We start from the raw sequence: 26,543 nt of genomic DNA on the forward strand, positions 1-26,543 counted from the left end.
GATGTAAAAAATATTCATGAGAAATACATTTACATTGGTACATTTTACATTTATACATTAATACAAGCAAAAATGGCATTCGACTGGTTTAAAAGAAAAGCAAAAAACATTACCACTTCTACTGATGAAAAAAAGGACGTTCCCAAAGGTCTATGGCATCAGACTCCATCCGGAAAAGTTGTGGAACATGATGAACTAAAGAGAAATAACTATGTTTCTCCTGAAGACGGATTTCATGTAAGAATAGGAAGTTCGGAATTTTTTGACATCCTTTTTGACGGTGGTAAATTTACCGAACTGGATGCTAATGTTGAAAGTATTGATATCTTAAACTTTAAAGATACAAAACCTTACAAAGACCGTTTAAAAGAAGTAAAAGCGAAGACAAAACTTACAGACTCTATCAGAAATGCTGTAGGAACTGTAAAAGGTACTGAAATGGTAGTTTCTTGTATGGATTTTGCTTTTATTGGTGGATCTTTAGGATCTGTAATGGGAGAAAAAATCAGAAGAGCAGTAGATTACTGTATTGCCAATAAACTTCCGTATATGATTATCTGTCAGTCCGGAGGAGCAAGAATGCAGGAAGCAACCTACTCTTTGATGCAGCTGGCAAAAGTTCAGGCTAAATTAGCTCAGCTTTCTGAAGCAGGACTTTTATACATCGCTTATCTTTGTGACCCTACATTCGGAGGAATCACAGCTTCTTTTGCAATGACCGCTGATATCATCATGGCAGAGCCGGGAGCATTGATCGGTTTCGCAGGACCAAGAGTAATCCGTGAGACGATCGGTAGAGACTTACCGGAAGGATTCCAGACATCAGAATTCTTACAGGAAAAAGGATTTGTAGATTTCATCGTAAAAAGAACTGAAATTCAGGATACTGTTGCCAAAACAGTTAATTTATTAGCTGTAAAAGCGTAGTATCTGTAACAAAAACAATACAATCTCTCTCTAATTAGGGAGAGATTTTTATTTATGAGGACTTTTAAGATATTTTTCAATACCATCAGAAGTATGAGTTTTAAGAAGATTATGCGTCTTTTATCACTTATCCTTCCCCATCCTCTTTTTGCCCTATTGAGTTTTCACGCTACGGTAAAAGCATTTACCATTGCACAGAAAAAATTCCCACAAACAGCCTCCAATAATGGAATCGGGAATGCTTTCAGACACGCTCTGTGGTGCTGCTTCATTATGATGTACTGCTGCAAGGTCTCTTCTCCTAAAAAAGCGCTTGATTTTTGCAAAAGAATTACAGATATGCATGAAGAACTATTCCCCAATGAGCCTTTGGAAACAAAAATGGACCTCCACAACAATAAAATCGGAATGGATTATTTCATGGAGCTTCTGCCAGGTATTCACCGCCAGTTTTTTGAAAAAAGCTTTTTTGTAGAGGCATTGGTCAAAAAAATGGATGATGCCAAAGTTCTGAAGAATTTGGATGATAATTTTGAAGGTCATCTTATCTATTTGAAAGAGTAGATCTATTTTTTTCAGCCAAAAAGTTTTATTTAGAATAACACTTTAGAACACTTAAGTGCTCTTCTTTACTGTATAATATTTTACTGTATGAAAACTAAAGTGTTTAATTCTTTTATGACTTTTGTAGTTTAAAGTATTTTTGATAAGTTTAAACAATTAAATCAATCAGATGGTTCTCAGCAGAATTTGGTCGGCTTTTATTATTATTGCCATTGCCATTGCCAGTATAAAATACGTTTCATCAGCTCACTACAAAACTATTTTCAATGATATGGTTGTGGGAAAAGGTGGTGATACCGTGAAGGTTGTATCTCAACCGATGAACAGCCTCTCTCCTGTTATCAGAGACAGTCTGATGAAAAAAAATGATTTTGCAGACAGCAGAATTCATTACAAAACAGATTCTTTAAAACAAAATGTAAGCGTTTATCGTGTTCAGGAAGCTGATGGAGTGATCGGAACCTCAGAAACAGCGGTAAAGATATGTATTGGACTTATCGGAATCATGACGCTTTTCATGGGATTCATGAGTATTGCTGAAAAAGCAGGAGGAATTAATCTTCTAAGCCGTCTGATCCAGCCGTTTTTCTCCAAATTATTTCCTGACATCCCTAAAAACCATCCCGCTTTCGGACATATGCTGATGAATTTCAGCGCCAATCTTCTGGGATTAGATAATGCAGCGACTCCTTTTGGGCTAAAAGCAATGGAAAGTTTACAGAGCTTAAATCCCAATAAAGATACCGCCAGCAATTCGCAGATTATGTTTTTATGTCTCCATGCCGGAGGGATGACCTTAATTCCTGTATCCATTATTGCGATCAGAGCATCCATGGGTTCAAAGACCCCTACTGATATATTTCTGCCCTGTATGATTGCGACTTTTGCGGCTACATTGGCTGCGATGATTATTGTTTCTTTATATCAGAAGATCAACCTGCTTCGCCCTGTCGTTATTGCTTATGTAGGAGGAATTTCAGCCGTTATTGCTTTACTGGTGGTCTATCTTGTACAGCTAAGTAAAGATGAACTGGATGACTTCAGTAAGATATTAAGCAATGGACTTATTCTCTTTATTTTCCTTGCCATAGTACTTGGAGCTGTTTATAAAAAAATCAATGTTTTTGATGCCTTTATTGAAGGGGCAAAAGAAGGTTTTACCACCTGCGTCAAGATTATCCCTTATCTGGTTGGAATGCTGATTGCCATTTCCTTATTAAGAACTTCTGGTGTTTTTGATGTGATCATTGACGGAATGAAATGGGTGGCCAACGTGGCCAATATGGATCCAAGATTTGTTGATGGACTTCCAACGGCTTTAATCAAGCCTTTATCCGGTTCAGGAGCAAGAGGGATGATGGTGGATACGATGTCAACATTCGGAGCTGATAGTTTCCAGGGGAAACTAGCGGCCGTACTTCAGGGAAGCTCAGATACGACGTTCTACGTGATCGCAGTTTATTTTGGCGCCGTTGCCGTTAAGAATACAAGATACACAGTAATTGCTATGCTTCTGGCCGATTTAGTCGGTGTTATCACTGCAATTGCCTTGGCTTATTTGTTCTTTGCTTAATTAAAAGCTGCTGGTTGAGACCGATGCTATTAATTTTAAACACTAAACTTAAAACTTTAAATCATTATGATTACAGATAAAGAATTTACTTTAAGACTTATTCGCCAATTGACTCAGGCATTAGAAAAATTGATCCTGGATAAACCAGAAGAAAGCTTAATGCAGAAAGAACTGGATTTTGATACTTTGATGAGAGATATTTTCAAGATGAGTTTCACGGAAATATCTTCGAAAACAAAAGAAGAAATAATTGCCATTGTCAATGAAAGGCAGGAAAGAGATCACAAAGATTATTATGAAATGCTTGGAAACCTTTTCTACTTCAACAGCAGGCATGATCAGAATAAAGACTTTCAGGATAAAGCAAAGACATTTTATGAGCTGTATCTTCAGACCAGCGGTATTTTTGCCCTTCCGATTATCAACAGAATAAATGAATTAAAAAAAGCACTTGAATAAAGTGCTTTTGTATTTTAGAATGTAATTTTATAACTTCCGGTTGATGACGTATTGGCTTTCTCTGCCTTTACATATTTCTTCACCCAGGCCACGGATGTGGAAGATACACAAGGGTCTGAAACTCCTCCGGCTCTTCTTGCAGACACCACATTTCCTGCTTTATCAACAGTATAAGCAATGGTAATCGATCCGCTTACAGTACAGCTGTGAGAAGGCTGAGCCCCTCCTCTTCCCATTGTTCCTGGAATATAACCAACGAGCTTTCTATCAATTCCAACTTTACTGTCTCCGTTTCCATCTCCACCCAAAGGATCTCCTGCATTTCCGATTCCTTCTCCTGTTCCTTGGCTTCCTGCTTTTGTACCTCTTCCTTTAATCAGGTTTCCAATAGCAGCATTTCCTTTTCCATCCCCATTTCCGGTTTTTGAATTGGCCGTAGCAGCACCTGATTTCTTGGTATTTTTTGAAGCGCTCGCGCTTGTTGCTTCTTTTTTCTCAGCTTTTTTTGAATCTTCCTTTTTAGGAACTGTTGCTTTTGAATTTTTTCCGGTAATAGCCTTCTCCTTAACTTCCGTTTTCTTTGGTGCGGGAGTAGGTACCGGTTCTGGTTTTACTACAGTTTTTGTTTCCGGAACAGGTGTTTCTGCTGGTTCCGGTGTCACTTCTTCTGTAGCTGCAGCAAGACTTCCCGGCTGCTCAGCAGGCTCTTCAATACCCTTACCGTTTCTGTTATCCCCGAAGTTTACCAACATAGTTGTTACCACTTCAGGTTCTTTATCCAGTTCGGGTTTTAATTTATATAAAAAAACAAAAAGCAAAACGGCAGCCCAGATGAGAATAGAAAGCACAGCGCTCTTTATCCTATCTTTGTTTTCGTCGTTTCTGTTTGCTGTATAGCTTTTCATCTTAAAAAGTAATTCTTTCCGGAAATCCGGATCTGTTATTTATCTTTAACCGTTGCAATAGCAATGTTAAATTTATGTTTTTCAGCGATTTCCATTACAAAAACAACATCTTTATGCAGTGTATTTTCGTCGGCTCTGATCGTGAAAGATTTATTCGTCTGACTGGCTAATTTATCAACAATAATCTTCTCCAGTTCTCCTTTATTTGCAGGGTTATCATCTACAAAGAATGAACCATCCGGCTTGATACTTACTGTAACAGGATTGGGTATATTATCGTCAACAGCTCCGGCTTTCGGCAGATTCACATCAATGGCGCTTTGATTGGCGGCAGAAGAGGTGATCATAAAGAAGATCAGCATCAACAGGATAACGTCTGTCATCGCTGCTAAACTGAATTCCGGGTTTGCTTTATTTCTTCTCTGAATTTTCATCGTAAGAAATTTTATAAAGGTTTATTGATAAGGTCTAAAAATTCTCCTGACATATTCTGAGCTTTCAGTACAAACTTATCAATCCTTGTCAAAAGGATGTTGTAGCAGAAATTAGCAGGAATTGCTACTGCCAGACCTACCGCAGTCTGTCCCAAAGCAGTATAAATACCTTCTGAAAGTGTTTTTGGAGAGAAAGATCCTGTGGCGTGGGATAGATTAAAGAAAGCAATAATCATCCCGATTACTGTACCCAAAAGACCTAACATCGGTGCGATACTTGGTACTACAGCGAGAAGGTTAAGGTTTTTCTCCATATTAGCAACCTCTACCTGAGCCTGCGATTCCATGGCACTTACAATATCAGAAACAGGACGTCCCAATCTTGAAATTCCTTTTTCTAAAATTCTTCCTTCCGGAGAGTTCTGTGTTTTGCAATAATCTGCCGCAGCCTCTATTTTTCCAGCTTTTATAAAGTCTTCGATATTGTTCATGAAGTTGGAATCCGTTTTTGAAGTGAGTCTTTTGATAAAGAAAAATCTTTCAAAAAACAGATAGAGAGAAAATATCCCCAACAGCAACACAATGGCCATCACTATTTTAGCGAATGCCCCCCCATGGAACATGATTTTCCAGAATGAGAACTCTAAGTTGTCTGCAGCAACTGCAGGTGTGGCGATTTGTGCAAATAAAATCTGAGAAAGTTCCGTTAACAGCATTAAATGTGAATTTTATTAAAGTTTCAACGACAAATGTAATAGAATATTATGAATTGAACTCTTAAAAATTGCTTAAAAACAACTTAAAATTTGTTATTATTTACCAATAGCAAATTTCTTTCCAAAAATAATTTTGAAAAGAAATTCGATAGTAAAAAAGGAACAAGGCTTTCGTTAATCCTCGTCTACCTCAATATCATCCTGCTTGAATTCGCATTTTAATCTAAAAGGAATCGGTGTATCAGATCCGGTATAGAAATCATCAATGGCACCCTTCCAGATGACCTGAAGCTCTCCTTCTTCATTTCTTTCGAAAAGAAGCTCGTTGTCGTAGATATAAGCATCTTCGTCATCGAAAAGATCTACTTCTGTGTAGGTTTCTTCATCAGAGTCATTGATTTTGATAGTTTTTCCTTCTATTTCCGTCGATTCAATGGGCAAATCGAAAACTTCAAGTGAAAGCTGCGGAAACTTGTACTGTAGTGAATCATCGTCTACGTGATCCAAACTGTCATCCGTAATAACTTCAACCTCTAAAAAATGTTGTTGATTGCTGTAGATTGCTTTACAATAAGTATTTCTGATATTGTATTTTAGCGTCTCCTCCGGATGGTAAATTTTTAAAATCCCTTTCATTTTTTCTTAAAAAAGAACTGTAATAATATGATTGTTAAACGTTTTAGACAAAGATAAAAAATTGATTCAAAGTTAAAAGGATTTTGAAAATAATTTTTTCAAAATCAATTCATACCATAAGTCTGAATACCCCAATAATACTTATTTTTGTTTTATAAAGATTCTGAAAATGAAAAACATTTTATCAAAAGGTATTCTAGGACTAGGATTGATGATCGGTCTTGCTTCATGCAAAAAATCGGATTCTCCTCTTACGAAAGTAACGCCCAGCAACCTGGACTCTATTGCTTCCAACTACTATGAGCAGTATCTGAAGCTATACCCTTTGGATGCTACTTCTCAGGGAGATACAAGATACAACGACCAGCTTCCTATCAATATTGATAAAGATTTTATCTCAGGGGAAGTCGCTTTCTATAATTCTGTACAGAAACAGCTGGAACACGTAGATTACAAAACGCTTTCTGATGAAGATAAAGTAGTATATGATGTACTGGATTATACTTTAAAGGATAAAATTGAGGCATATGCTTATCATCCTGAATATATTCCTTTTACCCAATTCGGAGGTCTTCCGCTTACTTTTCCATTGTATGGAAGCGGACAGGGAAGCCAGCCTTTTAAAACGGAAAAAGATTACAGTGATTGGTTAAAAAGAATGGAAAAATTCCCGGAATGGATGAATGCAGCCGCAGATAACTTCCGTGAAGGAATCAGCAATAAGGTAGTTCTTCCTAAAAAACTGGTTGTCAAAATGATTCCTCAAATGAAAGCAGAGGAAATCACAACGTCTGACATGGAAAAAAATATTTTCTACGGACCGGTTAAAAACTTCCCGAAAAGCTTTACTCAGGATCAGAAAGACAAATTTTCAGCACTTTATAAAGATGCCATCACGAAAAAAATCATTCCTGCCTACGCAAAAATGGGAGTATTCTTAGAGAAGGAGTATCTTCCAAAGGCAAGAGATACAGATGGATACAACAGCCTTCCTAACGGTAATGAAATTTACAACTATTACGTAAAAAGCTGGACAACCACCAAAAAATCTCCCACTGAGATCAATAAAATCGGACTACAGCAGGTAGCGATGCTTCGTGCAGAAATGGAAAAAGTAAAACAGCAGGTAGGTTTCTCCGGAACTCTGGAAGAATTTATCACTTTTGTAAAAACAGATCCTAAGGCGATGCCTTATAAAACGTCTAAAGAGGTTTTGAATGCTTTCAATGGTATTCTAACGAAGATTACGCCGAAACTGAAAACCATGTTTAACGTAACTCCGAAAACAAAATTTGAAATCAGACAGACAGAGAAATTCAGAGAGGCAAGTGCCAGCGCAGAATATATTCCCGGAACTCCGGATGGAAAAAGAGCGGGGATATTTTATGTTCCGCTGCCGGATCCTACCAAATTCAATGTTACTTCAGGAATGGAATCTCTTTTCCTTCATGAGGCAATTCCAGGACATCATTACCAGGTTTCTCTTCAGCAGGAAAATACAAAACTTCCTAAATTCATGAGATTCGGATGGTTTGGAGCTTATGGAGAAGGATGGGCACATTATTGTGAAACACTAGGTCCTGAGTTCGGTTTGTATACAGATCCTTATCAAAAAATGGGATATTTAAGCGATCAGATGTTGAGAGCAGTACGACTTGTAGTAGATACGGGACTTCATACCGGGAAAATGTCAAGAGAAGAAGCCATCAAATATTTCTTAAGCAACATATCTTATGATGAGGGGTCTGCCACAGCAGAAGTAGAAAGATATATGGCAATGCCGGGACAGGCTTTAGGCTACAAAATAGGTTCTTTAAGAATCCGTGAGTTGAGAGAAAAATATCAGAAAGAACTGGGAAAGAAATTCAATCTGGCGAGCTTCCATGACGAAGTATTAAGCCAGGGATGCCTTCCTTTGGATGTTCTGAACAGAAAAATGGAGCTTTGGGCTCAAAAACAAAAATAGTTTCTTATGAGACTATTTTTGTTTTCTCATGATATCAACAAATAACCATGAATATTAAAAGTCTAACAAAATTATTCTTACTTATTTTGTTCCTGAATACAGGAAGCACATTTTTTGCTCAAACCAAATATCAAAAGGATTTTATTGAATTCTGGACGGATATCAATAATCATTATGCATATTTAGATCAGCAAAATATTGACTGGAAGAAAGTGAAAGAAATTTATGAGCCACAAGTAATCAAAATTTCAAATGACAACGAATTCATTTCATTTCTTGAAAACATTCTTAATGAGCTTTATAATGGTCACACCTCTTTAAATACGAACCTGAATACGTCAAACAGGTTGATCCCATCTGGTTTGGATCTGCATATTGAAAAAACAGGAAATAAGTATTTCATCAGAGACATCCGAAAAGGTTTTGGAGCCGATCTGTCTGGGTTGAAAATAGGAATGGAGGTAACAAGATTCAACGGAAACCCTATTGAGGAACAATTGAAAAAATTTCTTCCAAAATTCACAACCCGTCCTGATCAAAGAATGGATCAATACAGCATTAATATGCTTTTTGCAGGCACACATGACACTCAAAGAGAAATTACAGCAATAGAAAACGGAAAAGAAAAGATATTCAAACCCGTTAATTATGGTAACAGAAATGAGCTGTTATATAAAAAGGTATTAAATAAAAACACAGCCTACATCAAAATAAATAATTCACTAGTTAACAATGACTTGATTGCTGCTTTTGATAAAACGCTCGACAGTTTATTCCAATACAAAAATTTGATTATTGATTTAACGGAGACTCCAGGAGGAGGAAATTCAACTGTTGCCAGAGCTATTATGGGAAGATTTACCAACCAACTTCTCCCCTATCAGACTCACGAATTTGATGAAAAAGAATTTCAGACCAAAAGGCATTGGACAGAATATGTAACTCCGAGAAAGGAAATATACAGCGGGAATGTTTATATTCTTGTGGGGCACTGGACCGGAAGTATGGGAGAAGGAATTGCTATTGGGTTTGACGGAATGAAAAAAGCACAAATTATCGGTACAAGAATGGCCGGTTTAATAGGAGCGGTTTCCAATTTTCAACTCAGCGAAACTAAAATAAGATTTCAGATTCCAACGGAAAGATTATATCATATCAACGGAACGCCAAGAGAAAATTTTATTCCCGGAATCCTAACAGAAAACATTGAAGAAACGATCCAAAAAGCTAAAGAAATACAATAAAATTGATATGATCACAGAAAGCCTTATCTCTCTCTACAACAGAGATTTAAACAAACTAAAAATAGAGATAGAAGCCTATCAAAACGAAGAGAATCTTTGGAAAATTGATAAAACCATTGCCAATTCTGCGGGTAATCTAGTCCTTCATTTGGTGGGAAATCTTAACCATTTTATAGGAACCCACCTTGGAAACACAGGATATGTAAGGCAACGCGACCTGGAGTTTTCATTAAAAGATATCCCAAGAACTGAGCTTATTGAAAAAATAGAGGCAACCGCAGCAATGATAGAGTCTTCTCTTGCTCCATTATCAGAAGATGATCTGAAAAAAGAATATCCGCTGGTTGTTTTCGAAAATACAATGACCACAGATTACTTTCTGATCCACCTGATTGCTCATTTGGATTATCATTTAGGTCAGATTAATTACCACAGAAGGTTGCTGGATTATTAATACCCTTTTACTTTCTTTTACATGATATTTTATACCCTGTCAGGGGTTTAAACCTTGACAGGGTATAAAATTCAAAGATTTTTTCAGAGAAAATTATTTCTCAAACATCATTTTCGTAATAAAATCCTTCTCTCCTTTTCCTCTTGCCGGAGAATATTCTCTTCCATAGAAAATAATCTGAAGATGAAGTTTATTCCATACTTCTTCCGGGAATAATTTCTTGGCATCACGCTCTGTTTCCACCACGTTTTTTCCAGAAGTAAGCTTCCATTGTGTCATAAGACGATGAATATGGGTATCGACCGGAAAAGCAGGAAATCCGAAGCCTTGGCTCATCACCACCGAAGCAGTTTTATGTCCTACTCCAGGCAGCGCTTCCAATTCTTCATACGTTTGGGGTACGACACCGTTATGTCTTTCCAATAATAGCTCGGCCATTTTTTTCAGGTTTTTGGCTTTTGTATTGGACAAACCTATTTCTTTGATCAATTCTTTAATTTGAAATTCTTCCAGTTTTGCCATTCTCTGAGGGGTTCCTGCTACCGCAAAAAGATCAGGGGTAACCTGGTTGACTTTTTTATCGGTTGTTTGTGCAGAAAGTGCCACAGCAACCATTAATGTATACTGATCAGTATGATCCAACGGAATAGGTGTTGTAGGATATAGTTTCTCCAGTTCTATCTGAACGAGCTCGGCTCTTTGCTTTTTTGTCATGTAACCCTTAAATTTGAACAAAATTAAATCATTATGTTGAAAGTTGGAGACAAATTACCTGAATTTGAAGGAATCAATCAAGATGGAGAAACAGTAACCTCATCAAAATTAATGGGAGAAAAACTGGTGGTTTTCTTCTATCCGCAAGCAAGTACCCCAACCTGTACCGTTGAAGCCTGCAATCTGAGTGACAATTATACTGAGCTTAAAAAAGCTGGATTTCAGCTGTTGGGAATAAGTGGTGATTCTGTGAAAAAACAGAAAAATTTCCATAGCAAATTTGCCTTTCCTTATGATCTTATTGCAGATGAAAGTCGTGATATCATTGAAAAATTCGGAGTATGGCAGGAGAAAAAAACGTTTGGAAAAACGTATATGGGAATTGTAAGAACCACTTTTATTTTTGATGAAAATGGGGTATGTACAAGAGTAATTGAAAAAGTAACTTCAAAGACTGCTGCTGAGCAGATTCTGGAAGGATAATTCTTTTTTTAAACACAGATATCACAAATCTTTTCACAAATAACACAATTATGTATCTGTGTTATTTGTGAAAAAATTTTTTATGGATGTATTATTCTGTTTCGTAATAGTTTAATTCTTCGGTCTCCCCGGGAAGAGTCACATGTTTTTTAAACCTTAATCCCAATTTTTCGATAAGCTTTTGGGAAGAAACATTATCTTTTGAAATGATCGCAGAAATTTTGGGTAATCCAAAATCGTCCATCCCAATAGACTTGACCTTCTGAGCCGCTTCGAAAGCATATCCTTTTCCTTCAAACTCTTCCAATAGAGAATATCCGATATCCACGATATCAAGCCCTTCTCTTTCAAAGATTCCCACTGCTCCTATTTTTTCATTCCCTTCTTTGGTCACCAAAAGATAGTTTCCAAATCCCAGTCTTTCAATCTGTGGAGCAAATCTGTTTAAGATATAATTTTCAGCATCCTCAATGGTATTAACATTACGGTTGCCAATATGTTGAATAAATTTTGGTCTGTTATAAAGTTCAAAGACAAAATCTCTGTCTTCACGAGACATCGGACGTAGTATTAGTCGCTCAGTCTCATAGGTATTATTTGCGCTTGGGTGTTTTTCTAGGCTCATCTTTCTTTGGTTCTTCCTTTTTTTCGATTTTTAAAAGTCTCGGGTTATTAGCACATTTTTTATTGTAAAGCTCAATATAAGTACCATTGTTCTTTACATTGCTTACAGCACCTGTAGATTTATTTACGGTTACCGTATAATGCGTTTTCTGGTAAGGGCATTCTTTTGAAGTAAGTTTCCCCAGATCCAGATAATAATTTGATTGATCTTCATGATAGTTACCCGCAAGATCTTTGAATTCCTCATCTACCATGTATCCGTCAGCGGCTAGCATTATAGATGCTTCCTGGGCATTATCAATTCTGTCTACAAATTTTTTAAGCCCTTCTATATCGGTAATGTAATTTATTTTACCCCCTTCTGAATAGGCGATATAATAAAAACTGTCTTCACTGGGAAACAGATTGAATCCTGAGAACTGAGGAGTATAATTCACCTTGCCCGAGCTCTTTATTTCTTCTCCTTTTCCATAGCTATTGTATACCAGAACCCATGAGTCAACTTTGTTACTTGGGTTGATCTGTTGTAAAATACCGGGAATGCTTGAAAACTTTTTCTTATCCTGAGAATATCCTAGGATTCCAAAAAGTAAAAATATAAGAATTGTAAATCGGGTTGCAGTTTTAATCATAATTTAAAAATCAGCAGAAAATATACCAAAGATTACATAAACTTCTCGCCCTTCTTAAAGTTTTTTAAGTCAAGAACATAATCTTTAATGAGCTGGTCATTATCTCGCGGACAAATAAGAAGTGCTTTATCGGTGTCTACAACAATATAATTTTCAAGACCATCTATGATTACGGCCTTGTTATTATTCCTTAGACGGATAATATTTCCTTTTGAATTATAAGAGAGTAAATGTTTCAGTGTTACCGCGTTTCCATCTTTATCCTTTTCAGTATTTTCAAACACCGATGTCCAGGTTCCAAGATCACTCCATCCTAAGTCTGATGGAATTACATATACATTCTTTGCTTTCTCTAAAATCCCATTATCAATGGAGATTTTCTGAACCTTAGGATAAATGGTTTCAATACAGCTGTTTTCTTTTTCCGAATTGTATTCACAAGCCATAAAATGCTGCATCATCTCAGGAAGATAAAGATCAAAAGCATGATGAATACTTTTTACATTCCATACAAAAATACCTGCATTCCAAAGGAAATCCCCACTTTCTAAAAAGCTTTGGGCAATCTCAAGAATTGGTTTTTCTGTGAATGTTTTTACCTTAAAATATTCGGAGGCTTTCTTTTCTACAAACTGAATGTAGCCGTAGCCGGTATCAGGCCTTGTAGGGGTAATACCCAATGTTACCAAATAATCATGTTGTGAAGCCACCTCAAAGGCAAGCTCTACTTTTTCCAAAAATACATCTTCTTTAAGAATCAGGTGATCTGCTGGCAGCACAATCATAGTGGCATCCGGATTGATCTCAGCAATCTTGTTTGCCATATACAGATTACAGGCCGCTGTATTTTTCATAAGCGGCTCACCCACAATATTTTCTTCAGGAATTTCCGGAAGCTGCTGATGGGACAGAGTAACATACTCTTTGTTCGTAATCACGAATATCTGCTCCTTAGGAATCACCTTGCTGATTCTGTCATAGGTTTGCTGAATCATCGTGCGCCCGGTTCCTAAAATATCCTGAAACTGTTTTGGAAATTTCTGCGTACTCATCGGCCAGAACCGGCTACCGATTCCTCCTGCCATTATAACACAGTATCTATCTGATTTTAACATTCTTAACTACATTTTTGCACCCTCGCTAAAGGCTTGAAAGAATACTTCCTTCCAGTAGCCAGGTTCTTACAAAGATAGTTTTTTTTAACCAGACCTTCCAATAAATACTTTTCGTTGCGGTATATAAAAAACTCACCCTTCTGAAGATCTTCTATAAAATGAAGACTACCATCCTGTTTTTCAGTATGAAAATACCTTACCAGATCAGGGCTTGCCATGAAATTTGCTTTGGGTGATTTCGAAAACTTTATGATGATGGGTTTGAGTTCTTGATCATAAATTTCAAGACTTTCAAGAAGCATATTTCTAAAAGTTTCTTTCCACTCGCTGCCATGAGGAGAGATTCTTCGTCCATATTTTTCAAAGGCAATCAAATGAGCCAATTCATGGGTCAAAACAAAGAAAAAAAGTTGTGGGGTAAGCGTAGAGTTTACCGTAATTTCATGAGAATTATCCGGAAGCTTTCTGTAATCTCCCAGTTTTGAATTTCTATTTCGTGTAACTTTTATATGTATATAGTGATCTGAAAACCAGATCCTTAAATATTTAAGAGTGTTTTGAGGTAAATATTTTTCTAATGATTGGATAGACATTTTACAAACTTAATGGAATTCCCGCATAGAAATTCAATAGTTTAAGACTGAAAAGATAATTATATTTCGCCTGTGCTACTGATCCTTGTGCATTTGCATAATTATTTCTTGCCACATTGACGTCATATATGGTTGTTCTTCCTGCAGCATAGCTTTTATCAGCAAAATCAAGAGCCAGTTTGGAGCTCTTTTCTGCTTCCACAGCCGCCAGATAGTTTTCATAGTTGGCATCTGCATCAAACTGAGCTTTCTGTATATTTTGCCTTACTGTTTGTTTTTGCTGCTCAAGGGTAATTTTGCTAACACTTTCATTTAATTTGGACTGCTCAACCTGTAATTTTGTTTTCCCTTTATTGAAGATAGGGATATTAAGTGACAGCCCTACATTTTGTCCAAACTGATCTTTGTATTGTTCAAAAAAAGTTCCCTGCACAACTCCTGGAGGAACATTAAATTGCCTATTATAGAAAGTGTTAAGACCGGCACTAGCCGTTAATGTAGGCCAGAATGCCGTTTTACTTACCTCAGTCTGTGCTTCAGCAGATCTTATTCTGCTTTCGGCTGCTTTTATCTGGGGTTGTACATCATAGGCTTTTGTAAGAACCTCATCAGCGGTTACCAATTGTGAATCTAATGCTTCAGGAATATCTACATTTTCCACATCAAAATCTTTATAATCTGAAAGCTGTAAAAGCTGAGCGATCGCAAACAGAGCTCTTCCTACGTTAACCTCTGCCGTCTTAAGATTTTGCTTTTCTCTCGCCCAGGCTGCGTCTGCTTCCGCTAAAACAGTCTGTGCCGTAGTCCCAACCTGAGTGGTTATACTTGCTCTATCACGCTGTTTTTTGGCATTTTCTACAGCGCTTTGAGAAATCTTAACAATTTCTTTGTTCAATAAAGCAGTTAAATACTGTTGTGCAATTTGTACCGAAATATCATTTTTGATGGTTTCAATATCATACTGACTGGCTTCTACATCAAACTGGAGTTTTCTTACATTCTTCTCCAATCTTCCATTATTATAGACTAAAATATCGGTACCTATACCAACACTGTTATTGAATCTATCATTTCTATAGCTTCCTGCTCCTAATGATCCTTGTCCGAAACTCACCCCACTCGTAATACTCCCCGATACGGAAGGCAAATAGTCTTTTTTTGCTGCTTTAAGGTTGTATTCTTGGTTTTGTTTGGTATACTGATTTTGGATAACCTGAAGATTATGCTCCACTGCATAGCTTACACATTCTTTTAAGGACCATTTCTTCTGAGCGCTTAAACCCAGATAACCTAATCCAAAAACGATGATCCAAACTTTTTTCATATGTATATGTTTATTTGTTTTTAATGGTCATATGGAATCGTGTCATCTTCATCAGTATTGCAACTTGCAAATCACAACGATTTCATATTAAGATTTTTCAATATTAGACGAATTAAATATAAAAAAGTTACAGATTGAAAAATTATATTTTATTTTAAAAAAACTTTTGAGAATTTTGTACCATGACAAACGAACAATATCAGGAAGCTATTGACTGGCTTTTCGTACAGATGCCCAACTACCAGATCGATGGACAGCAGGCTTACAAACCCGGGCTTGATAATATAACTAAGCTTTGTGCTTTCTTTGGAAATCCCCAGGATAAGATCAAATGCATCCATATCGGTGGAACCAACGGAAAAGGCTCTTCAAGCAACATGCTGGCATCAGTTCTTCAGGAAGCTGGCTATAAAATAGGACTATACAATTCTCCGCATCTTATCGATTTCACAGAGCGTATTAAGGTTAACGGGAAAAACTGTAATAAAGAATTTGTCTTTGATTTTATTCAAAAACTCAAGACAATTCCGGAAGATATTCGTCCTTCGTTTTTTGAGTTTACCACGATTATGGCTTTTGAATATTTTTATCAGCAGCAGGTAGACTTTGCCATTATTGAAGTCGGATTGGGAGGAAGATTGGACTCAACCAACATTATTAAACCTCTTATCTCTGCCATAACGAATGTTCAGCTGGATCATCAGAATATTCTGGGAGATACGATTGAAGAAATCGCAACGGAAAAAGCGGGAATTATTAAAAGCAACATCCCTATTATCTCGGGTGACGACAACGAAGTAGTGAAAAATATCATCAGAGAGAAAGCAATTAAAGAAAATGCTCCGTTTATAGATGCCACCAGTATTGATACTTCTCTTTCTTCCGACCTGAAAGGAAACTACCAGAAAAAGAACATCAGAGTTGTATTGGCTGCAGTAGAAGAATTAAGAAAACTGGAAGTCTCTATTTCCGATAAAGATCTGGAAAACGGACTGCTCCATGTTCATCAGAATACAGGATTCATTGGCCGTTGGTTCGAATTTTCAAAAAATCCGCTTACGATTTGTGATACGGGACACAATCAGGCAGGTTTGGAGTATGTTTTTTCACAATTAAATTCAATTGACAGGCACAAGCACGTTATTTTGGGGTTTGTAAATGATAAAAAAATAGATGATGTAATGAATTTACTTCCTGAAAATTCTGAGTTTTATTTTGCAAAACCATCTGTCAACAGGGGAAGACACCCGAAAGATTATGAAAATCTGCTTCAGGAGGCGAAAATTTTTTATAAAATTTTTGATTCCGTACAAGAAGCGTATCTGTCTGCAAAAGAACGCTGTACAAAAGAAGAAATGATTTTTATCGGCGGAAGTAACTTTGTTGTGGGAGATTTTTTAGAAAAAAATTTGGAGATTTCTGAATAAGTTGTATATTTGCACCACTCTAAACGAGGAAACAAGTTATAGGGGCTCTTAGCTCAGTTGGTTCAGAGCATCTGGTTTACACCCAGAGGGTCGGGGGTTCGAATCCCTCAGGGCCCACACAAAGGATACTGAAGCCTTTCAAAAAATTTCAGGGCTCTTAGCTCAGTTGGTTCAGAGCATCTGGTTTACACCCAGAGGGTCGGGGGTTCGAATCCCTCAGGGCCCACAAAATCTCTCAGGAAACTGGGAGATTTTTTTTATTTTAAAATTCTTCTAGTTCATTTTTGTATAATTACTTTTAAAACTTTAGTTTTAAACTTTCAAACTATATAATCATGAAAAAATTTTTACTTCCATTACTAATCTGTTATGGTGTCACCTCAAATGCTCAAAAAAACAATACAGCATTAGCTGCTGGAGTTGCTGCGGCAGCGACCATTACTTTTATAGCCGCAAATATGGCTAAAAAAGAAACAGCCAAAACCATTTCACAGTTTAGATCTAAAGAATTTATTATTAATCGTATTATTGGTGATGCAGGTAATAAAGAAATTAAGTTTGAGACAGAAAGCCTAGCTTCTGATGATAGTGGGGGCCTTATTTCTGTAGCATTTAATTGTGATGAAATCAATGAAAGAGGGCTATTACTTGCATTTTTCGGTGAAAATCGGGATGAAAATGGATACTTTGGGAATGCATATGCATTTAGATATTTACCTATAGAAGAAGCTAAGAGCGTATTAGAGAGATTAGAAAAGGTAAGAGAAAGTAACTCTAAGTACTTGTCCGAATCATCAAATGTAAATAATGTTTTTGTACAACATAAAGATTTAAAATTTGTATTCTATAGAGAAAACGGTAACCAAATTAGAGTATTCTGGAATGGATTTGAAGTAATTTGGGAACAAACTGCTTTTGATAGAACAAAAAGAAGGCTTAATAAATGGTTCAACAAATAATACATTCCAATTTAAAGATTTTCTCTATTTTTTGAGAAATTCTATATTTTAATAATTCCAATGTTCCACAATAAGACCTTTTCCTTATATTTATTTACCTTTGTCTGCATTTGAATTCGCTCACGTGAAGGAACTCCATATCATATCATTCAATTATCCCTACCCTCCTTCTTATGGTGGAATTATTGATGTTTATTATAAGATCAAAAGCTTACATGATCTGAAAGTAAAGATCTATCTTCATTGTTTTATAGACCAGGTTCCTGAAACCATTGATCCGGAAATTAAAGAGATTACCGAAAATGTATTTTTTTATAAAAAGAAAAAGAACCCCTTCCTTTATTTTTCAGGAACACCATTTGCCGCTGCCATTAGAGACTCCAAAGCCCTCCTTCAAAATCTTGAAAAAATAAAGGCTCCGATCTTATTTGAAGGCTTACAGACAACCCGTATCATCCGGTTTCTGAAAAGTAACAAAACCCCACTCTATCTCCGCCATCACAACAACGAAACAGAATATTATAAAGGGCTTTCTTTGTCGGAAAAAAACATTTTCAAAAAGGTTGTGTATAAAATTGAATCTCTAAAATACACAGGATATCAAAAAAAGCTTCTCAAGAGATTTAAAACCGTATTCTGCTTGTCTGAAAAGGAATATAACGAAGTCAATAATTATTCGAAAAACGCGCAGCTTATTCATATTTTCCACGGTAACCAATCGGTAAAACAATTGGACAAAAAAGGAAATTATTTTCTTTTCCATGGAGATCTCACGACCGCCGATAATAAAAAGGCGCTGAATGAAACTATAGATTTATTTAAAACTCTTCCCCAATATAAGCTGGTTGTCGCATCCGACCGTGCCAGTGAAGAGGTAAAGAAGAAAATTTCAGCCGTTAAAAACATCAACCTCACTCCTATTCAAACTACTGAAAACCTTCATCATCTTCTGGAAAATGCCCATGCCAATATTCTGTTTTCCTATCAAAATTCCGGAACCAAAGTGAAGCTTTTTAACACCCTTTACAACAGCCGGTTTGTTATTATTAATGGAAATATCACAGATGATCCCACCCTGATGAGTTTATGCCTTTATGGTGCTGATATGGCCGAAATCCGCCAACAAATCATCACTTCAGCTGAAAAAGACTATGATACCTCCGAAAACAGGAAAGAAGTCCTGGAAAAAAGACATTCAGATCATTCCAAAGCCGAAGAAATGGTAAAAATTATTTTTAAAAATTAACCCTATTTATGACTTTCTGGATATTAAACTCTTCCAGGCAGGCCCAGTCGCCTCTGTAACACTCTTTGTCCCCAAAAACAGAACATGGTCTGCAGGTAAGATCCTTTACCTGAACAACATCTTCTTCACTCTGCCCGAATCCTAAAAATCCGGCATAAGGATGGGTTGCTCCCCAAATAGAAACACATCTGGTTCCCACAAGACTTGCAAGGTGCATATTGGCAGAATCCATAGAAATCATCAGTTCCAGTTGAGCGATTTGGTTGAGCTCTTCAGTAAGGTTTAGCTTTCCGGAAAGGTTTTTGGTATTAGGAATTTCAGCTGCCCATTGGTCAAGGGTCTCTGTTTCTTTTTTGCCGCCTCCAAAGAAATAGATCGTATGCTTCTTTGCCAGAATTCTGACAAGCTCGTACGATTTGTCTAAAGGAAGCATCTTCCCTCTATGTTGGGCAAAAGGCGCAAAGCCAATCCCCGATTTATACTCTGAAATAGGCCTTAATGAATGTGAAAGCTCAACTTTGAATCCCATTTTACGAAATACATCAGCATAACGCTCCACTGTTTTTTTCAGCTGTACTTTATCAAGATTCCACACATCCGTAAGATGTTCTTTCTCTTCTTTTCCTTTATCTATTTTGAAAACTTTCAGCCCTTTCCTTCTGTATATTCTATCTAAAATCTTGGTCCGGATTACATCATGAAGATTGGCAACACAGTCGGGATTAAACTCCCGGATCAGTTCATTGCTCAGTTTTCGCAATCCAAAGAGACCTTTATAGTCATCCAAATCAATTCCTTTAAAGATAACATTGGGAATTCCGGCAAATAAGGCTTCGAAGTTCTTCCTTGAAACCATAATAATTTCCACACCGGGGTTCTGCTCCAGAAATTCTCTGAAAACAGGTGCAGTCATCGCAACATCTCCGAATGCGGAAAAACGATATGCTAAAATTCTAGTCACGGTTATGATTTCAGTTGATAAGCAACAGCATAAAATTTGATTTGCTTGGTCATTGCCATCAATCCATTCGCTCTCGATGGCGAAAGAAATTCCTGCAATCCTATTTCTGCAATAAATTCGAAATCAGAATCCAATATTTCCTGAGTGGAATGTCCACTGTAAATACTGACTAAAAGAGACACGATCCCTTTTGGTAGAATACCATCAGAATCTGCATTAAAGAAAAGTTTACCTTCTTTATATTCAGCATCTATCCAAACCTTACTCTGACAGCCCTTAATCAGATTGTCTTCGGTTTTCCTGTCTTCCGGTAAGCCTTTCAGTTCTTTTCCAAGATCGATAATGTACTCGTACTTTTGCTCCCAATCCTCAAGAAATGCGAATTCATCGATTATTTCCTGCTGTTTTTCTTTAATGGTCATTTTAAATCAAATTTCTTTATGCAAAGATAACCAATTTTGTAAAAATTATTTAAGGGATGCTTTTTCAAAAAGTTGCAGAATTTTCAATTCCTCATTCTCCCAGCAAAATACGTCTGCAGCTTTATTAAGTTCGCTCTGATAATATAGCCTCCCTCTTTCAAGAACCAGATTAATTGCTCTCTCAATAGTTTCTGGCTGATGATCTGTAATGATCTCTCCTACATCAAACTGATTTTTGATTCGCTGCATCTCAGGAAAATTAATCATTACAAGCGGTACTCTGGATTGAATATAGTCACAAACCTTATTAGGCAGAGAATAATAATAGCTTACCCCATTATTTTCCTCAAGACTGAAACCCGCATCTGCGGTTTTAGTTATTTCTCTGAGGTTTTCCGGTTTCAGCTTACCCAGAAAGAAGACTTTGTCTTGCAGTTTTTCCTGAGTAACCAATTCTTCATATGTTTTTTTCTTTGGCCCATCCCCAGCGATTTTCAGAACAGCATCTTTAATATGATGCATCGCGACAATCATCTTTTCAATTCCCCGGGACTGATTGATTGCTCCCTGATACAGAATTATTTTAGGCTGATTTTCCGGAATTTCCGGCACAGAAAGAATTTTTCTCGGAATATTTCTTACCACAACAGGATTCACATTGTATTTTTCATGAAACCATTCGGCGTAGCTTTCGCTTTCTGTCATCATGAATTCTATTTGAGGAACCAGTTTCCTTTCCAGTACTCTCCAGAATTTCTGTGAAAACCTGTTTTGGACCGATGGCATTTCTGTAAAAATTTCATGACTGTCAAAGACCAAAGGAATATTCAGTTTTTTGGCAATGAGATAATTTGGCAGAAGTGCATCTATGTCATTGGCATGAAGGATAGTATCTTTGTCAGCTTTTTTCTTTAGCTCCTTATACAGCTTCCAGTTGAATTCAAAATAGGCAGTCTTTAAACTTTTTGATGTCAATTCTATTCTCGAAAAAGGATAAGGGCGCTCCATTTTCTCATTTCCTTCCCAGTCATTCCCTATAAGTTCTATTGGATATCCGTTATCAAAAAGGGTTTTACATACCTTTTCTATTCGCTGGTCGGTATACAGGCTGCTAAAAGCTGAAGTGATTACTTTTTTCCTCATTCTTTTTTCTTACCTAGTATTAAATGATAGATCTGGATAAGACAGATCAATCCGTTTGGAATGATAACCGGCCATAACGGCCCACTAAAAAAGCCATAAATGACAAAACAAAAACAGCCAATCATGTTGACAATTCTAATTTTTCTTACATCTTTCAGTATGAAACTCAGCACGATAAAAACTGAGGCAGAATATCCGATATAAGTAGTAGATTCGGGGCTCATGAGAAATTTTTAAGGATAACAAACTTAATCATTTTCAATAAGATAATAAAATTTTTTACTGCCATAAAGTCATTAATTGATTTTTGGTAAAATATTTGTAATTTAGATAATGAATAAATGGCAACGTTGCCATTATTCTAATGAGATATATTATGGATTATAAGTTTTCACAAGGTTTGAGCCAAGTGTTCAAACAAAGCAAAAGCGAAGCTAAACGGCTGAAAAGTGAATTTCTTAATACAGAACATCTACTTTTAGGTATTATAAAAACGGAAAACTCTGCAAAAGAAATCCTTCAAAACCTTAATGCGGATTTAACACAAATCAGAAGAAAAATTGAAACTTTAAATACAGCAAGTCTTAATCCTATTTCTGAAGAGGTTACCAATATTTCTTTCACCAAGATGGCGGATCATGCCATTAAACGTGCAGAGTTAGAATGCCGACAATATAAAAGCAATGAAATTAATACCGTTCACCTGCTTTTAGGTATTCTTTATAAATATGAGGACCCTACTTCAAATATTCTGGGAGCTTATGACATCGATTATGAAGGAGTTTCAAGAGAATACCAGACGATGCTTAAAAATTCAGGGCAGTCACCACAGATGAGTGCTTATGATGATGATGATGAGAGAGAGGAATTTGAGCAAATGAGAAAGCCTACAGGAAACTTAGGTTCTGCAAAAAGTAAAACGCCTACATTGGATAACTTTGGTAGAGACCTTACTTCTTTGGCCAGAGACGGAAAACTGGACCCGGTAATCGGACGTGAAAAAGAAATTGAGAGAGTTTCTCAGATCTTATCCCGTAGAAAGAAAAACAATCCGCTTCTTATCGGGGAGCCGGGTGTTGGTAAATCTGCGATTGCTGAGGGATTGGCATTAAGAATTCAACAGAAAAAAGTATCCAGAGTTCTTTATGGAAAACGTGTAATCACTTTAGATCTGGCGAGTTTAGTAGCCGGAACAAAATATCGTGGTCAGTTTGAGGAAAGAATGAAGGCCATCATGACGGAACTGGAGAAAAACAGAGATGTCATTTTATTTATTGATGAGCTTCATACAATTGTAGGAGCAGGAAGTTCTACGGGAAGTTTAGATGCTTCCAATATGTTCAAGCCGGCTTTAGCAAGAGGTGAAATTCAATGCATCGGGGCAACTACTCTGGACGAATACCGCCAGTATATTGAAAAGGATGGTGCTTTAGAAAGAAGATTCCAGAAAGTAATGGTAGAACCTACCAATATTGAGGAAACTATTCAGATTTTGAATCAAATCAAGGATAAATATGAGGAACATCATAATGTAATTTATACTCCTGAAGCAATTTTGGCGTGTGTCAATTTGACATCAAGATATATTACAGATCGTTTCTTACCGGACAAAGCAATTGATGCGATGGACGAAGCAGGATCTCGTGTTTATATTAAGAATATGAAGGTTCCTACAGAGATCATTGATTTTGAAAAGAAAATCGAAGATATCAAAGAAATGAAGCAGAAAGCTGTAAAAGCTCAAGATTATCTTGAAGCAAGAAAGCTTAAAGATGAAGAAGAACGTCTTCAGATGGAACTGAATTCTGCTCAGGAAAAATGGGATAAGGATGTAAAAGAGAAAAAAGAAACCGTAACGGAAGAAAATGTAGCAGAAGTGGTTTCTATGATGAGTGGTGTTCCGGTAACGAAAGTTGGTAAGAACGAGCTTGACAAACTTGCCCAGATGGATGAAAAGCTGAACGGAAAAGTGATTGGTCAGGAAGATGCTGTGAAAAAAGTCGTTAAGGCTATTCAAAGAAACAGAGCAGGTCTTAAAGATCCGAACCGCCCGATTGGTACATTTATTTTCCTTGGAACGACCGGGGTTGGTAAGACGGAATTGGCTAAAGTAATGGCGAGAGAGCTTTTTGAATCCGATGAATCTCTGATCAGAATTGACATGAGTGAATACATGGAGAAATTTGCTGTTTCAAGATTAGTTGGTGCGCCTCCGGGATATGTAGGATACGAAGAAGGTGGCCAGTTGACGGAAGCGGTAAGAAGAAAACCTTATGCTGTAGTTCTTCTGGATGAGATTGAAAAAGCTCACCCTGACGTCTTCAATATTCTGTTGCAGATCCTTGATGAAGGACACGTTACGGACAGCTTAGGAAGAAAAATTGATTTTAGAAATACAATTATTATTCTTACTTCAAACATCGGAACAAGAGATCTTAAAGATTTTGGAGATGGTGTAGGATTTGGAACCTCAGCTAAAAAGACCAGTTCAGATACCAGAGCGAGAAGCACCATTGAAAGTGCCCTTAAGAAAGCATTTGCTCCTGAATTCTTGAACAGAATTGATGATATTGTAATCTTCAACTCTCTTGTACAGGATGATATCAAGAAAATCATTGATATTGAACTGAACAAGCTTTATGGCAGACTTGAAAAATTAGGATATAAAGTTGATCTTACTGAAGAGGCTAAGGACTTTATTTCTGAAAAAGGATGGGATAAAGATTTTGGGGCAAGACCATTGAAACGTGCGATCCAGAAATATATTGAAGACTTATTGGCAGAAATGCTGGTAAACAAGCAATTGAATGAAGGAGAAACCGTAGTTCTTGACCTTAATGAAGCAAAAGACGGACTGATTGGAAAAGCGCAGAAAACGAAAAAATCAGCGGCTGAGAAGTCTTCTCAATCTTAATTAAATAAATAATTTAATTTTCATAGAAAAGCCCTGGGAAATTTCCCGGGGCTTTTTGTTTTTATACATTTTCGCTGAAGCAAATAGCATTTTGAATATTGTATTGAACGGGCAAAGGGCCACTCCTGCTGATGAAATTATAAGATTAAAGCCCCACGACAAAACCGATATTAGGAACCAGACCGCTTGAAAACACACTGGAATTTTGTTTCCAAAGTACATTATACATGAGTCCCAGCTGCATAAAGGAATTATTCCCGATCCTCTGCATATACCCTCCTCCAAGAAACAGGGCATTTTCTTCTGTATTGTATTTATAATCAAAGTATTTATCCTTATAATCAACAAAATAGTGCTGATAGTTTGCTCCCACATAAAATGATCTGGCGAAATAGTAATTCATAAACGGTCCCACTCCAAACATCGTAGATTTATAATAATCCGAAGTCTGCCACGAAACGGTTCCTATTACTCCCCCTTCAAGATCATTGGTAAGCCTGTAGCCTACTCTGGGTGAAGCCGACAAATTAAAAGCGCTGTTGCTTCCGAAACCCACTCCAATCCCGCCACCGAAAGTCCATTTGCTGCCTTCCTGTGTTGGTGTACCCACAGAAACCTGGGAAAAGACGGATACTGAGCTCATGAGCATTAGAGAAATAATAAGCTTTTTCATATATAGATATTTTGTTTTTGTAATATTCTTTGCTTTCTCCACTTATTCTGGTGGATGATAGTGGTGGTTACGATTAACATCGTTTTTATCAATGTTTAAAATTATGGTTTTTTTACGAATGTTTTTAATTGTATTTTTGCCGCATCAAACTAAGAACTCCCGTTAAGAGTTTCGTAAAATTGAAATACAATGAAAATAGTAGTAGGCCTCTCTGGAGGTGTAGATTCCAGTGTTACAGCATATTTGCTACAACAACAAGGTCATGAAGTAGTGGCTTTGTTTATGAGAAACTGGAATGATGCTTCGGTAACATTAGAAGATGAATGTCCGTGGATCGAAGACAGTAATGATGCCCTTATGGTCGCCCAAAAACTGGGCATCCCATTTCAGGTAATAGACATGAGTGAACTGTACAAGGAACGTATCGTTGACTATATGTTTGCTGAATATCAAAAGGGAAGAACGCCAAACCCGGATGTATTGTGTAACAGAGAAGTAAAATTCGATGTTTTTATGAAGACCGCAATGTCATTGGGCGCGGATAAGGTGGCAACAGGACATTATGCAAGAGTAAATTCTACTTTTGATGAAAATGGGAAAGAAATTTTCCACCTTCTGGCAGGGAAAGACAACAATAAAGATCAGTCTTATTTTCTATGCCAGCTAAGCCAGGATCAGCTTTCAAAAGCTTTATTCCCCATTGGAGAACTGACAAAACCTCAGGTAAGAGAAATCGCTAAAGAAATTGGATTGGTAACTGCTGATAAAAAAGATTCTCAGGGATTATGTTTTATCGGAAAAGTAAGCCTTCCTCAATTTCTTCAACAGCAATTGAAACCCAATGAAGGTGAAATCGTAGAAATTTTCAAAGATTCACCTCTGTTTTCAGAAGAAAAACCTGAATTTTCATCTAAAGAGGAGGAACTTGAATTTTTATCTAGAAAAATCAATTATAAAAAAGCCGACGGAAAAGTAATCGGGAAACATCAGGGAGCCCAATTTTTCACGATCGGACAAAGTAAAGGTCTTGGAATAGGCGGTCATAAAGAAAGCTGTTTTATCATCTCAAGAGAAATGGAAAACAACATCATTTTTGTAGGAGAAGGAAGCCATTTCCCTGGACTTCACAAAAAAGCCCTGAAAATTGATAATTCTGAGCTGCATTGGGTGCGTGAAGACATGAAGCTTCAAAACGGAGAGTCTATGGAAGTACTGGCTAGATTCAGATACAGACAATCTTTGCAGAAAGCAACCATTTATCAGTTTGAAAATGCTTTTTATATTGAATTTGATGAGCTGCAGTCTGCGATTGCTGAAGGACAATTTGCTTCATGGTATATCGATGATGAGCTTATTGGAAGCGGGGTAATTGCATAAAAAGATTTGGAATTCAGTTTGCGGGAACGCTTTTTAAGGTTGTCTTTTTAAAAGAAAA

The 26,543-nt window shown here is 36.8% G+C and carries 28 protein-coding genes and 2 tRNA genes; 15 read left to right on the top strand and 15 right to left on the bottom strand.

Annotated features, from left to right (window positions below; all coding sequences use genetic code 11):
* Nucleotides 1–72 precede the first annotated feature (72 nt).
* From accD to DBR39_RS10500, 4 genes are all read left to right on the top strand, one after another.
* The gene (gene accD / locus DBR39_RS10485) at nucleotides 73–927 is read left to right on the top strand and encodes an acetyl-CoA carboxylase, carboxyltransferase subunit beta (RefSeq protein ID WP_124532861.1); all 855 of its coding nucleotides are present in this window, start codon (nucleotides 73–75) and stop codon (nucleotides 925–927) included.
* Between the two features lie 54 nt (nucleotides 928–981).
* Nucleotides 982–1,491: a DUF6973 domain-containing protein gene (locus tag DBR39_RS10490; protein ID WP_124532863.1), complete on the top strand. Its 510-nt coding sequence runs from the start codon at nucleotides 982–984 to the stop codon at nucleotides 1,489–1,491.
* 169 nt (nucleotides 1,492–1,660) lie between these two features.
* Nucleotides 1,661–3,064, top strand: a complete 1,404-nt coding sequence (locus DBR39_RS10495) for a nucleoside recognition domain-containing protein (protein ID WP_103233188.1) — start codon at nucleotides 1,661–1,663, stop codon at nucleotides 3,062–3,064.
* A 66-nt stretch (nucleotides 3,065–3,130) separates the two neighbouring features.
* Nucleotides 3,131–3,523 carry a hypothetical protein gene (locus tag DBR39_RS10500; RefSeq protein WP_124532865.1) on the top strand — a complete coding sequence of 131 codons (393 nt, stop codon included), beginning with the start codon at nucleotides 3,131–3,133 and terminating at the stop codon, nucleotides 3,521–3,523.
* 14 nt (nucleotides 3,524–3,537) lie between these two features.
* On the opposite strand, the gene DBR39_RS10505 is transcribed toward DBR39_RS10500, so the two are convergent.
* The 4 genes from DBR39_RS10505 to DBR39_RS10520 all read right to left on the bottom strand — a co-directional run bounded on the left by DBR39_RS10505 (nucleotide 3,538) and on the right by DBR39_RS10520 (nucleotide 6,214).
* A complete protein-coding gene (locus DBR39_RS10505) occupies nucleotides 3,538–4,428 on the bottom strand; it encodes a ferric siderophore ABC transporter substrate-binding protein (RefSeq protein WP_124532867.1) in 891 nt (296 codons plus the stop codon).
* Nucleotides 4,429–4,463: 35 nt separating this feature from the next.
* On the bottom strand, nucleotides 4,464–4,862 hold the full coding sequence (locus DBR39_RS10510) for an ExbD/TolR family protein (protein ID WP_103233185.1): 399 nt from the start codon (nucleotides 4,860–4,862) through the stop codon (nucleotides 4,464–4,466).
* Nucleotides 4,863–4,873: 11 nt separating this feature from the next.
* The gene (locus DBR39_RS10515; protein WP_109737859.1) at nucleotides 4,874–5,578 is read right to left on the bottom strand and encodes a MotA/TolQ/ExbB proton channel family protein; all 705 of its coding nucleotides are present in this window, start codon (nucleotides 5,576–5,578) and stop codon (nucleotides 4,874–4,876) included.
* Between the two features lie 174 nt (nucleotides 5,579–5,752).
* Nucleotides 5,753–6,214: a hypothetical protein gene (locus DBR39_RS10520; protein WP_124532869.1), complete on the bottom strand. Its 462-nt coding sequence runs from the start codon at nucleotides 6,212–6,214 to the stop codon at nucleotides 5,753–5,755.
* Nucleotides 6,215–6,383: 169 nt separating this feature from the next.
* Between DBR39_RS10520 and DBR39_RS10525 the strand changes: the two genes are divergently transcribed.
* From DBR39_RS10525 to DBR39_RS10535, 3 genes are read left to right on the top strand one after another with little or no spacing between them, the layout of a single operon-like run.
* Nucleotides 6,384–8,180 (top strand): DUF885 domain-containing protein, encoded by a 1,797-nt coding sequence (locus DBR39_RS10525; RefSeq protein ID WP_124532871.1) that lies wholly within the window; start codon nucleotides 6,384–6,386, stop codon nucleotides 8,178–8,180.
* A 47-nt stretch (nucleotides 8,181–8,227) separates the two neighbouring features.
* Nucleotides 8,228–9,424 carry a S41 family peptidase gene (locus DBR39_RS10530; RefSeq protein WP_124532873.1) on the top strand — a complete coding sequence of 399 codons (1,197 nt, stop codon included), beginning with the start codon at nucleotides 8,228–8,230 and terminating at the stop codon, nucleotides 9,422–9,424.
* 7 nt (nucleotides 9,425–9,431) lie between these two features.
* Nucleotides 9,432–9,878, top strand: coding sequence for a DinB family protein (locus DBR39_RS10535; RefSeq protein WP_185147172.1), 447 nt, complete (start codon nucleotides 9,432–9,434; stop codon nucleotides 9,876–9,878).
* 93 nt (nucleotides 9,879–9,971) lie between these two features.
* On the opposite strand, the gene DBR39_RS10540 is transcribed toward DBR39_RS10535, so the two are convergent.
* Nucleotides 9,972–10,592, bottom strand: a complete 621-nt coding sequence (locus DBR39_RS10540; RefSeq protein ID WP_124532876.1) for an endonuclease III domain-containing protein — start codon at nucleotides 10,590–10,592, stop codon at nucleotides 9,972–9,974.
* A gap of 33 nt (nucleotides 10,593–10,625) precedes the next feature.
* Here DBR39_RS10540 and bcp point away from each other — a divergent pair, with 33 nt between their 5' ends.
* Nucleotides 10,626–11,075, top strand: coding sequence for a thioredoxin-dependent thiol peroxidase (gene bcp / locus DBR39_RS10545; RefSeq protein WP_124532878.1), 450 nt, complete (start codon nucleotides 10,626–10,628; stop codon nucleotides 11,073–11,075).
* A gap of 91 nt (nucleotides 11,076–11,166) precedes the next feature.
* Here the strand turns inward: bcp and DBR39_RS10550 are convergent, their stop codons facing one another.
* The 5 genes from DBR39_RS10550 to DBR39_RS10570 are packed head-to-tail and all read right to left on the bottom strand — an operon-like array spanning nucleotide 11,167 to nucleotide 15,363.
* Nucleotides 11,167–11,700 (bottom strand): GNAT family N-acetyltransferase, encoded by a 534-nt coding sequence (locus DBR39_RS10550; RefSeq protein ID WP_124532880.1) that lies wholly within the window; start codon nucleotides 11,698–11,700, stop codon nucleotides 11,167–11,169.
* Entirely contained in the window at nucleotides 11,669–12,331 is a 663-nt protein-coding gene (locus DBR39_RS10555; RefSeq protein WP_124532882.1) for a hypothetical protein, read from the bottom strand. The genes DBR39_RS10550 and DBR39_RS10555 overlap by 32 nt, the downstream gene beginning before the upstream one ends.
* 32 nt (nucleotides 12,332–12,363) lie before the next feature.
* Nucleotides 12,364–13,446 carry a mannose-1-phosphate guanylyltransferase gene (locus DBR39_RS10560; RefSeq protein WP_228409946.1) on the bottom strand — a complete coding sequence of 361 codons (1,083 nt, stop codon included), beginning with the start codon at nucleotides 13,444–13,446 and terminating at the stop codon, nucleotides 12,364–12,366.
* A 2-nt stretch (nucleotides 13,447–13,448) separates the two neighbouring features.
* The gene (locus DBR39_RS10565; RefSeq protein WP_103233177.1) at nucleotides 13,449–14,039 is read right to left on the bottom strand and encodes a SprT-like domain-containing protein; all 591 of its coding nucleotides are present in this window, start codon (nucleotides 14,037–14,039) and stop codon (nucleotides 13,449–13,451) included.
* A gap of 1 nt (nucleotide 14,040) precedes the next feature.
* Nucleotides 14,041–15,363, bottom strand: coding sequence for a TolC family protein (locus DBR39_RS10570; protein WP_124532884.1), 1,323 nt, complete (start codon nucleotides 15,361–15,363; stop codon nucleotides 14,041–14,043).
* Between the two features lie 182 nt (nucleotides 15,364–15,545).
* Here DBR39_RS10570 and DBR39_RS10575 point away from each other — a divergent pair, with 182 nt between their 5' ends.
* From DBR39_RS10575 to DBR39_RS10595, 5 genes are all read left to right on the top strand, one after another.
* A complete protein-coding gene (locus DBR39_RS10575; RefSeq protein WP_124532886.1) occupies nucleotides 15,546–16,790 on the top strand; it encodes a bifunctional folylpolyglutamate synthase/dihydrofolate synthase in 1,245 nt (414 codons plus the stop codon).
* 42 nt (nucleotides 16,791–16,832) lie between these two features.
* Nucleotides 16,833–16,907, top strand: a tRNA-Val gene (locus tag DBR39_RS10580).
* Between the two features lie 34 nt (nucleotides 16,908–16,941).
* Nucleotides 16,942–17,016: transfer RNA gene (locus DBR39_RS10585), tRNA-Val, on the top strand.
* 109 nt (nucleotides 17,017–17,125) lie between these two features.
* On the top strand, nucleotides 17,126–17,749 hold the full coding sequence (locus DBR39_RS10590; RefSeq protein ID WP_124532888.1) for a hypothetical protein: 624 nt from the start codon (nucleotides 17,126–17,128) through the stop codon (nucleotides 17,747–17,749).
* A 124-nt stretch (nucleotides 17,750–17,873) separates the two neighbouring features.
* Nucleotides 17,874–18,995, top strand: a complete 1,122-nt coding sequence (locus DBR39_RS10595) for a glycosyltransferase (protein ID WP_148089914.1) — start codon at nucleotides 17,874–17,876, stop codon at nucleotides 18,993–18,995.
* Here DBR39_RS10595 and DBR39_RS10600 read toward each other — a convergent pair.
* From DBR39_RS10600 to DBR39_RS10615, 4 genes are read right to left on the bottom strand one after another with little or no spacing between them, the layout of a single operon-like run.
* Nucleotides 18,985–19,908, bottom strand: coding sequence for a glycosyltransferase family 9 protein (locus tag DBR39_RS10600; RefSeq protein ID WP_124533205.1), 924 nt, complete (start codon nucleotides 19,906–19,908; stop codon nucleotides 18,985–18,987). The genes DBR39_RS10595 and DBR39_RS10600 overlap by 11 nt on opposite strands.
* A 50-nt stretch (nucleotides 19,909–19,958) precedes the next feature.
* Complete coding sequence (locus DBR39_RS10605) at nucleotides 19,959–20,378, bottom strand: SufE family protein (RefSeq protein ID WP_103231849.1); 420 nt, start codon at nucleotides 20,376–20,378, stop codon at nucleotides 19,959–19,961.
* 45 nt (nucleotides 20,379–20,423) lie between these two features.
* Entirely contained in the window at nucleotides 20,424–21,521 is a 1,098-nt protein-coding gene (locus DBR39_RS10610; protein ID WP_124532890.1) for a glycosyltransferase, read from the bottom strand.
* Nucleotides 21,518–21,745, bottom strand: coding sequence for a uroporphyrinogen decarboxylase (locus tag DBR39_RS10615; RefSeq protein WP_109737861.1), 228 nt, complete (start codon nucleotides 21,743–21,745; stop codon nucleotides 21,518–21,520). The genes DBR39_RS10610 and DBR39_RS10615 overlap by 4 nt, the downstream gene beginning before the upstream one ends.
* 152 nt (nucleotides 21,746–21,897) lie before the next feature.
* Here DBR39_RS10615 and DBR39_RS10620 point away from each other — a divergent pair, with 152 nt between their 5' ends.
* A complete protein-coding gene (locus tag DBR39_RS10620) occupies nucleotides 21,898–24,435 on the top strand; it encodes an ATP-dependent Clp protease ATP-binding subunit (RefSeq protein WP_124532892.1) in 2,538 nt (845 codons plus the stop codon).
* 145 nt (nucleotides 24,436–24,580) lie between these two features.
* Here the strand turns inward: DBR39_RS10620 and DBR39_RS10625 are convergent, their stop codons facing one another.
* On the bottom strand, nucleotides 24,581–25,108 hold the full coding sequence (locus DBR39_RS10625) for a hypothetical protein (protein WP_124532894.1): 528 nt from the start codon (nucleotides 25,106–25,108) through the stop codon (nucleotides 24,581–24,583).
* 189 nt (nucleotides 25,109–25,297) lie between these two features.
* Here DBR39_RS10625 and mnmA point away from each other — a divergent pair, with 189 nt between their 5' ends.
* Nucleotides 25,298–26,485: a tRNA 2-thiouridine(34) synthase MnmA gene (mnmA, locus tag DBR39_RS10630; RefSeq protein ID WP_124532896.1), complete on the top strand. Its 1,188-nt coding sequence runs from the start codon at nucleotides 25,298–25,300 to the stop codon at nucleotides 26,483–26,485.
* Nucleotides 26,486–26,543 lie beyond the last annotated feature (58 nt).

Origin of the sequence: Chryseobacterium sp. KBW03 (assembly GCF_003852415.1) — a bacterium.
Classification (GTDB): Bacteria; Bacteroidota; Bacteroidia; order Flavobacteriales; family Weeksellaceae; genus Chryseobacterium; species Chryseobacterium viscerum.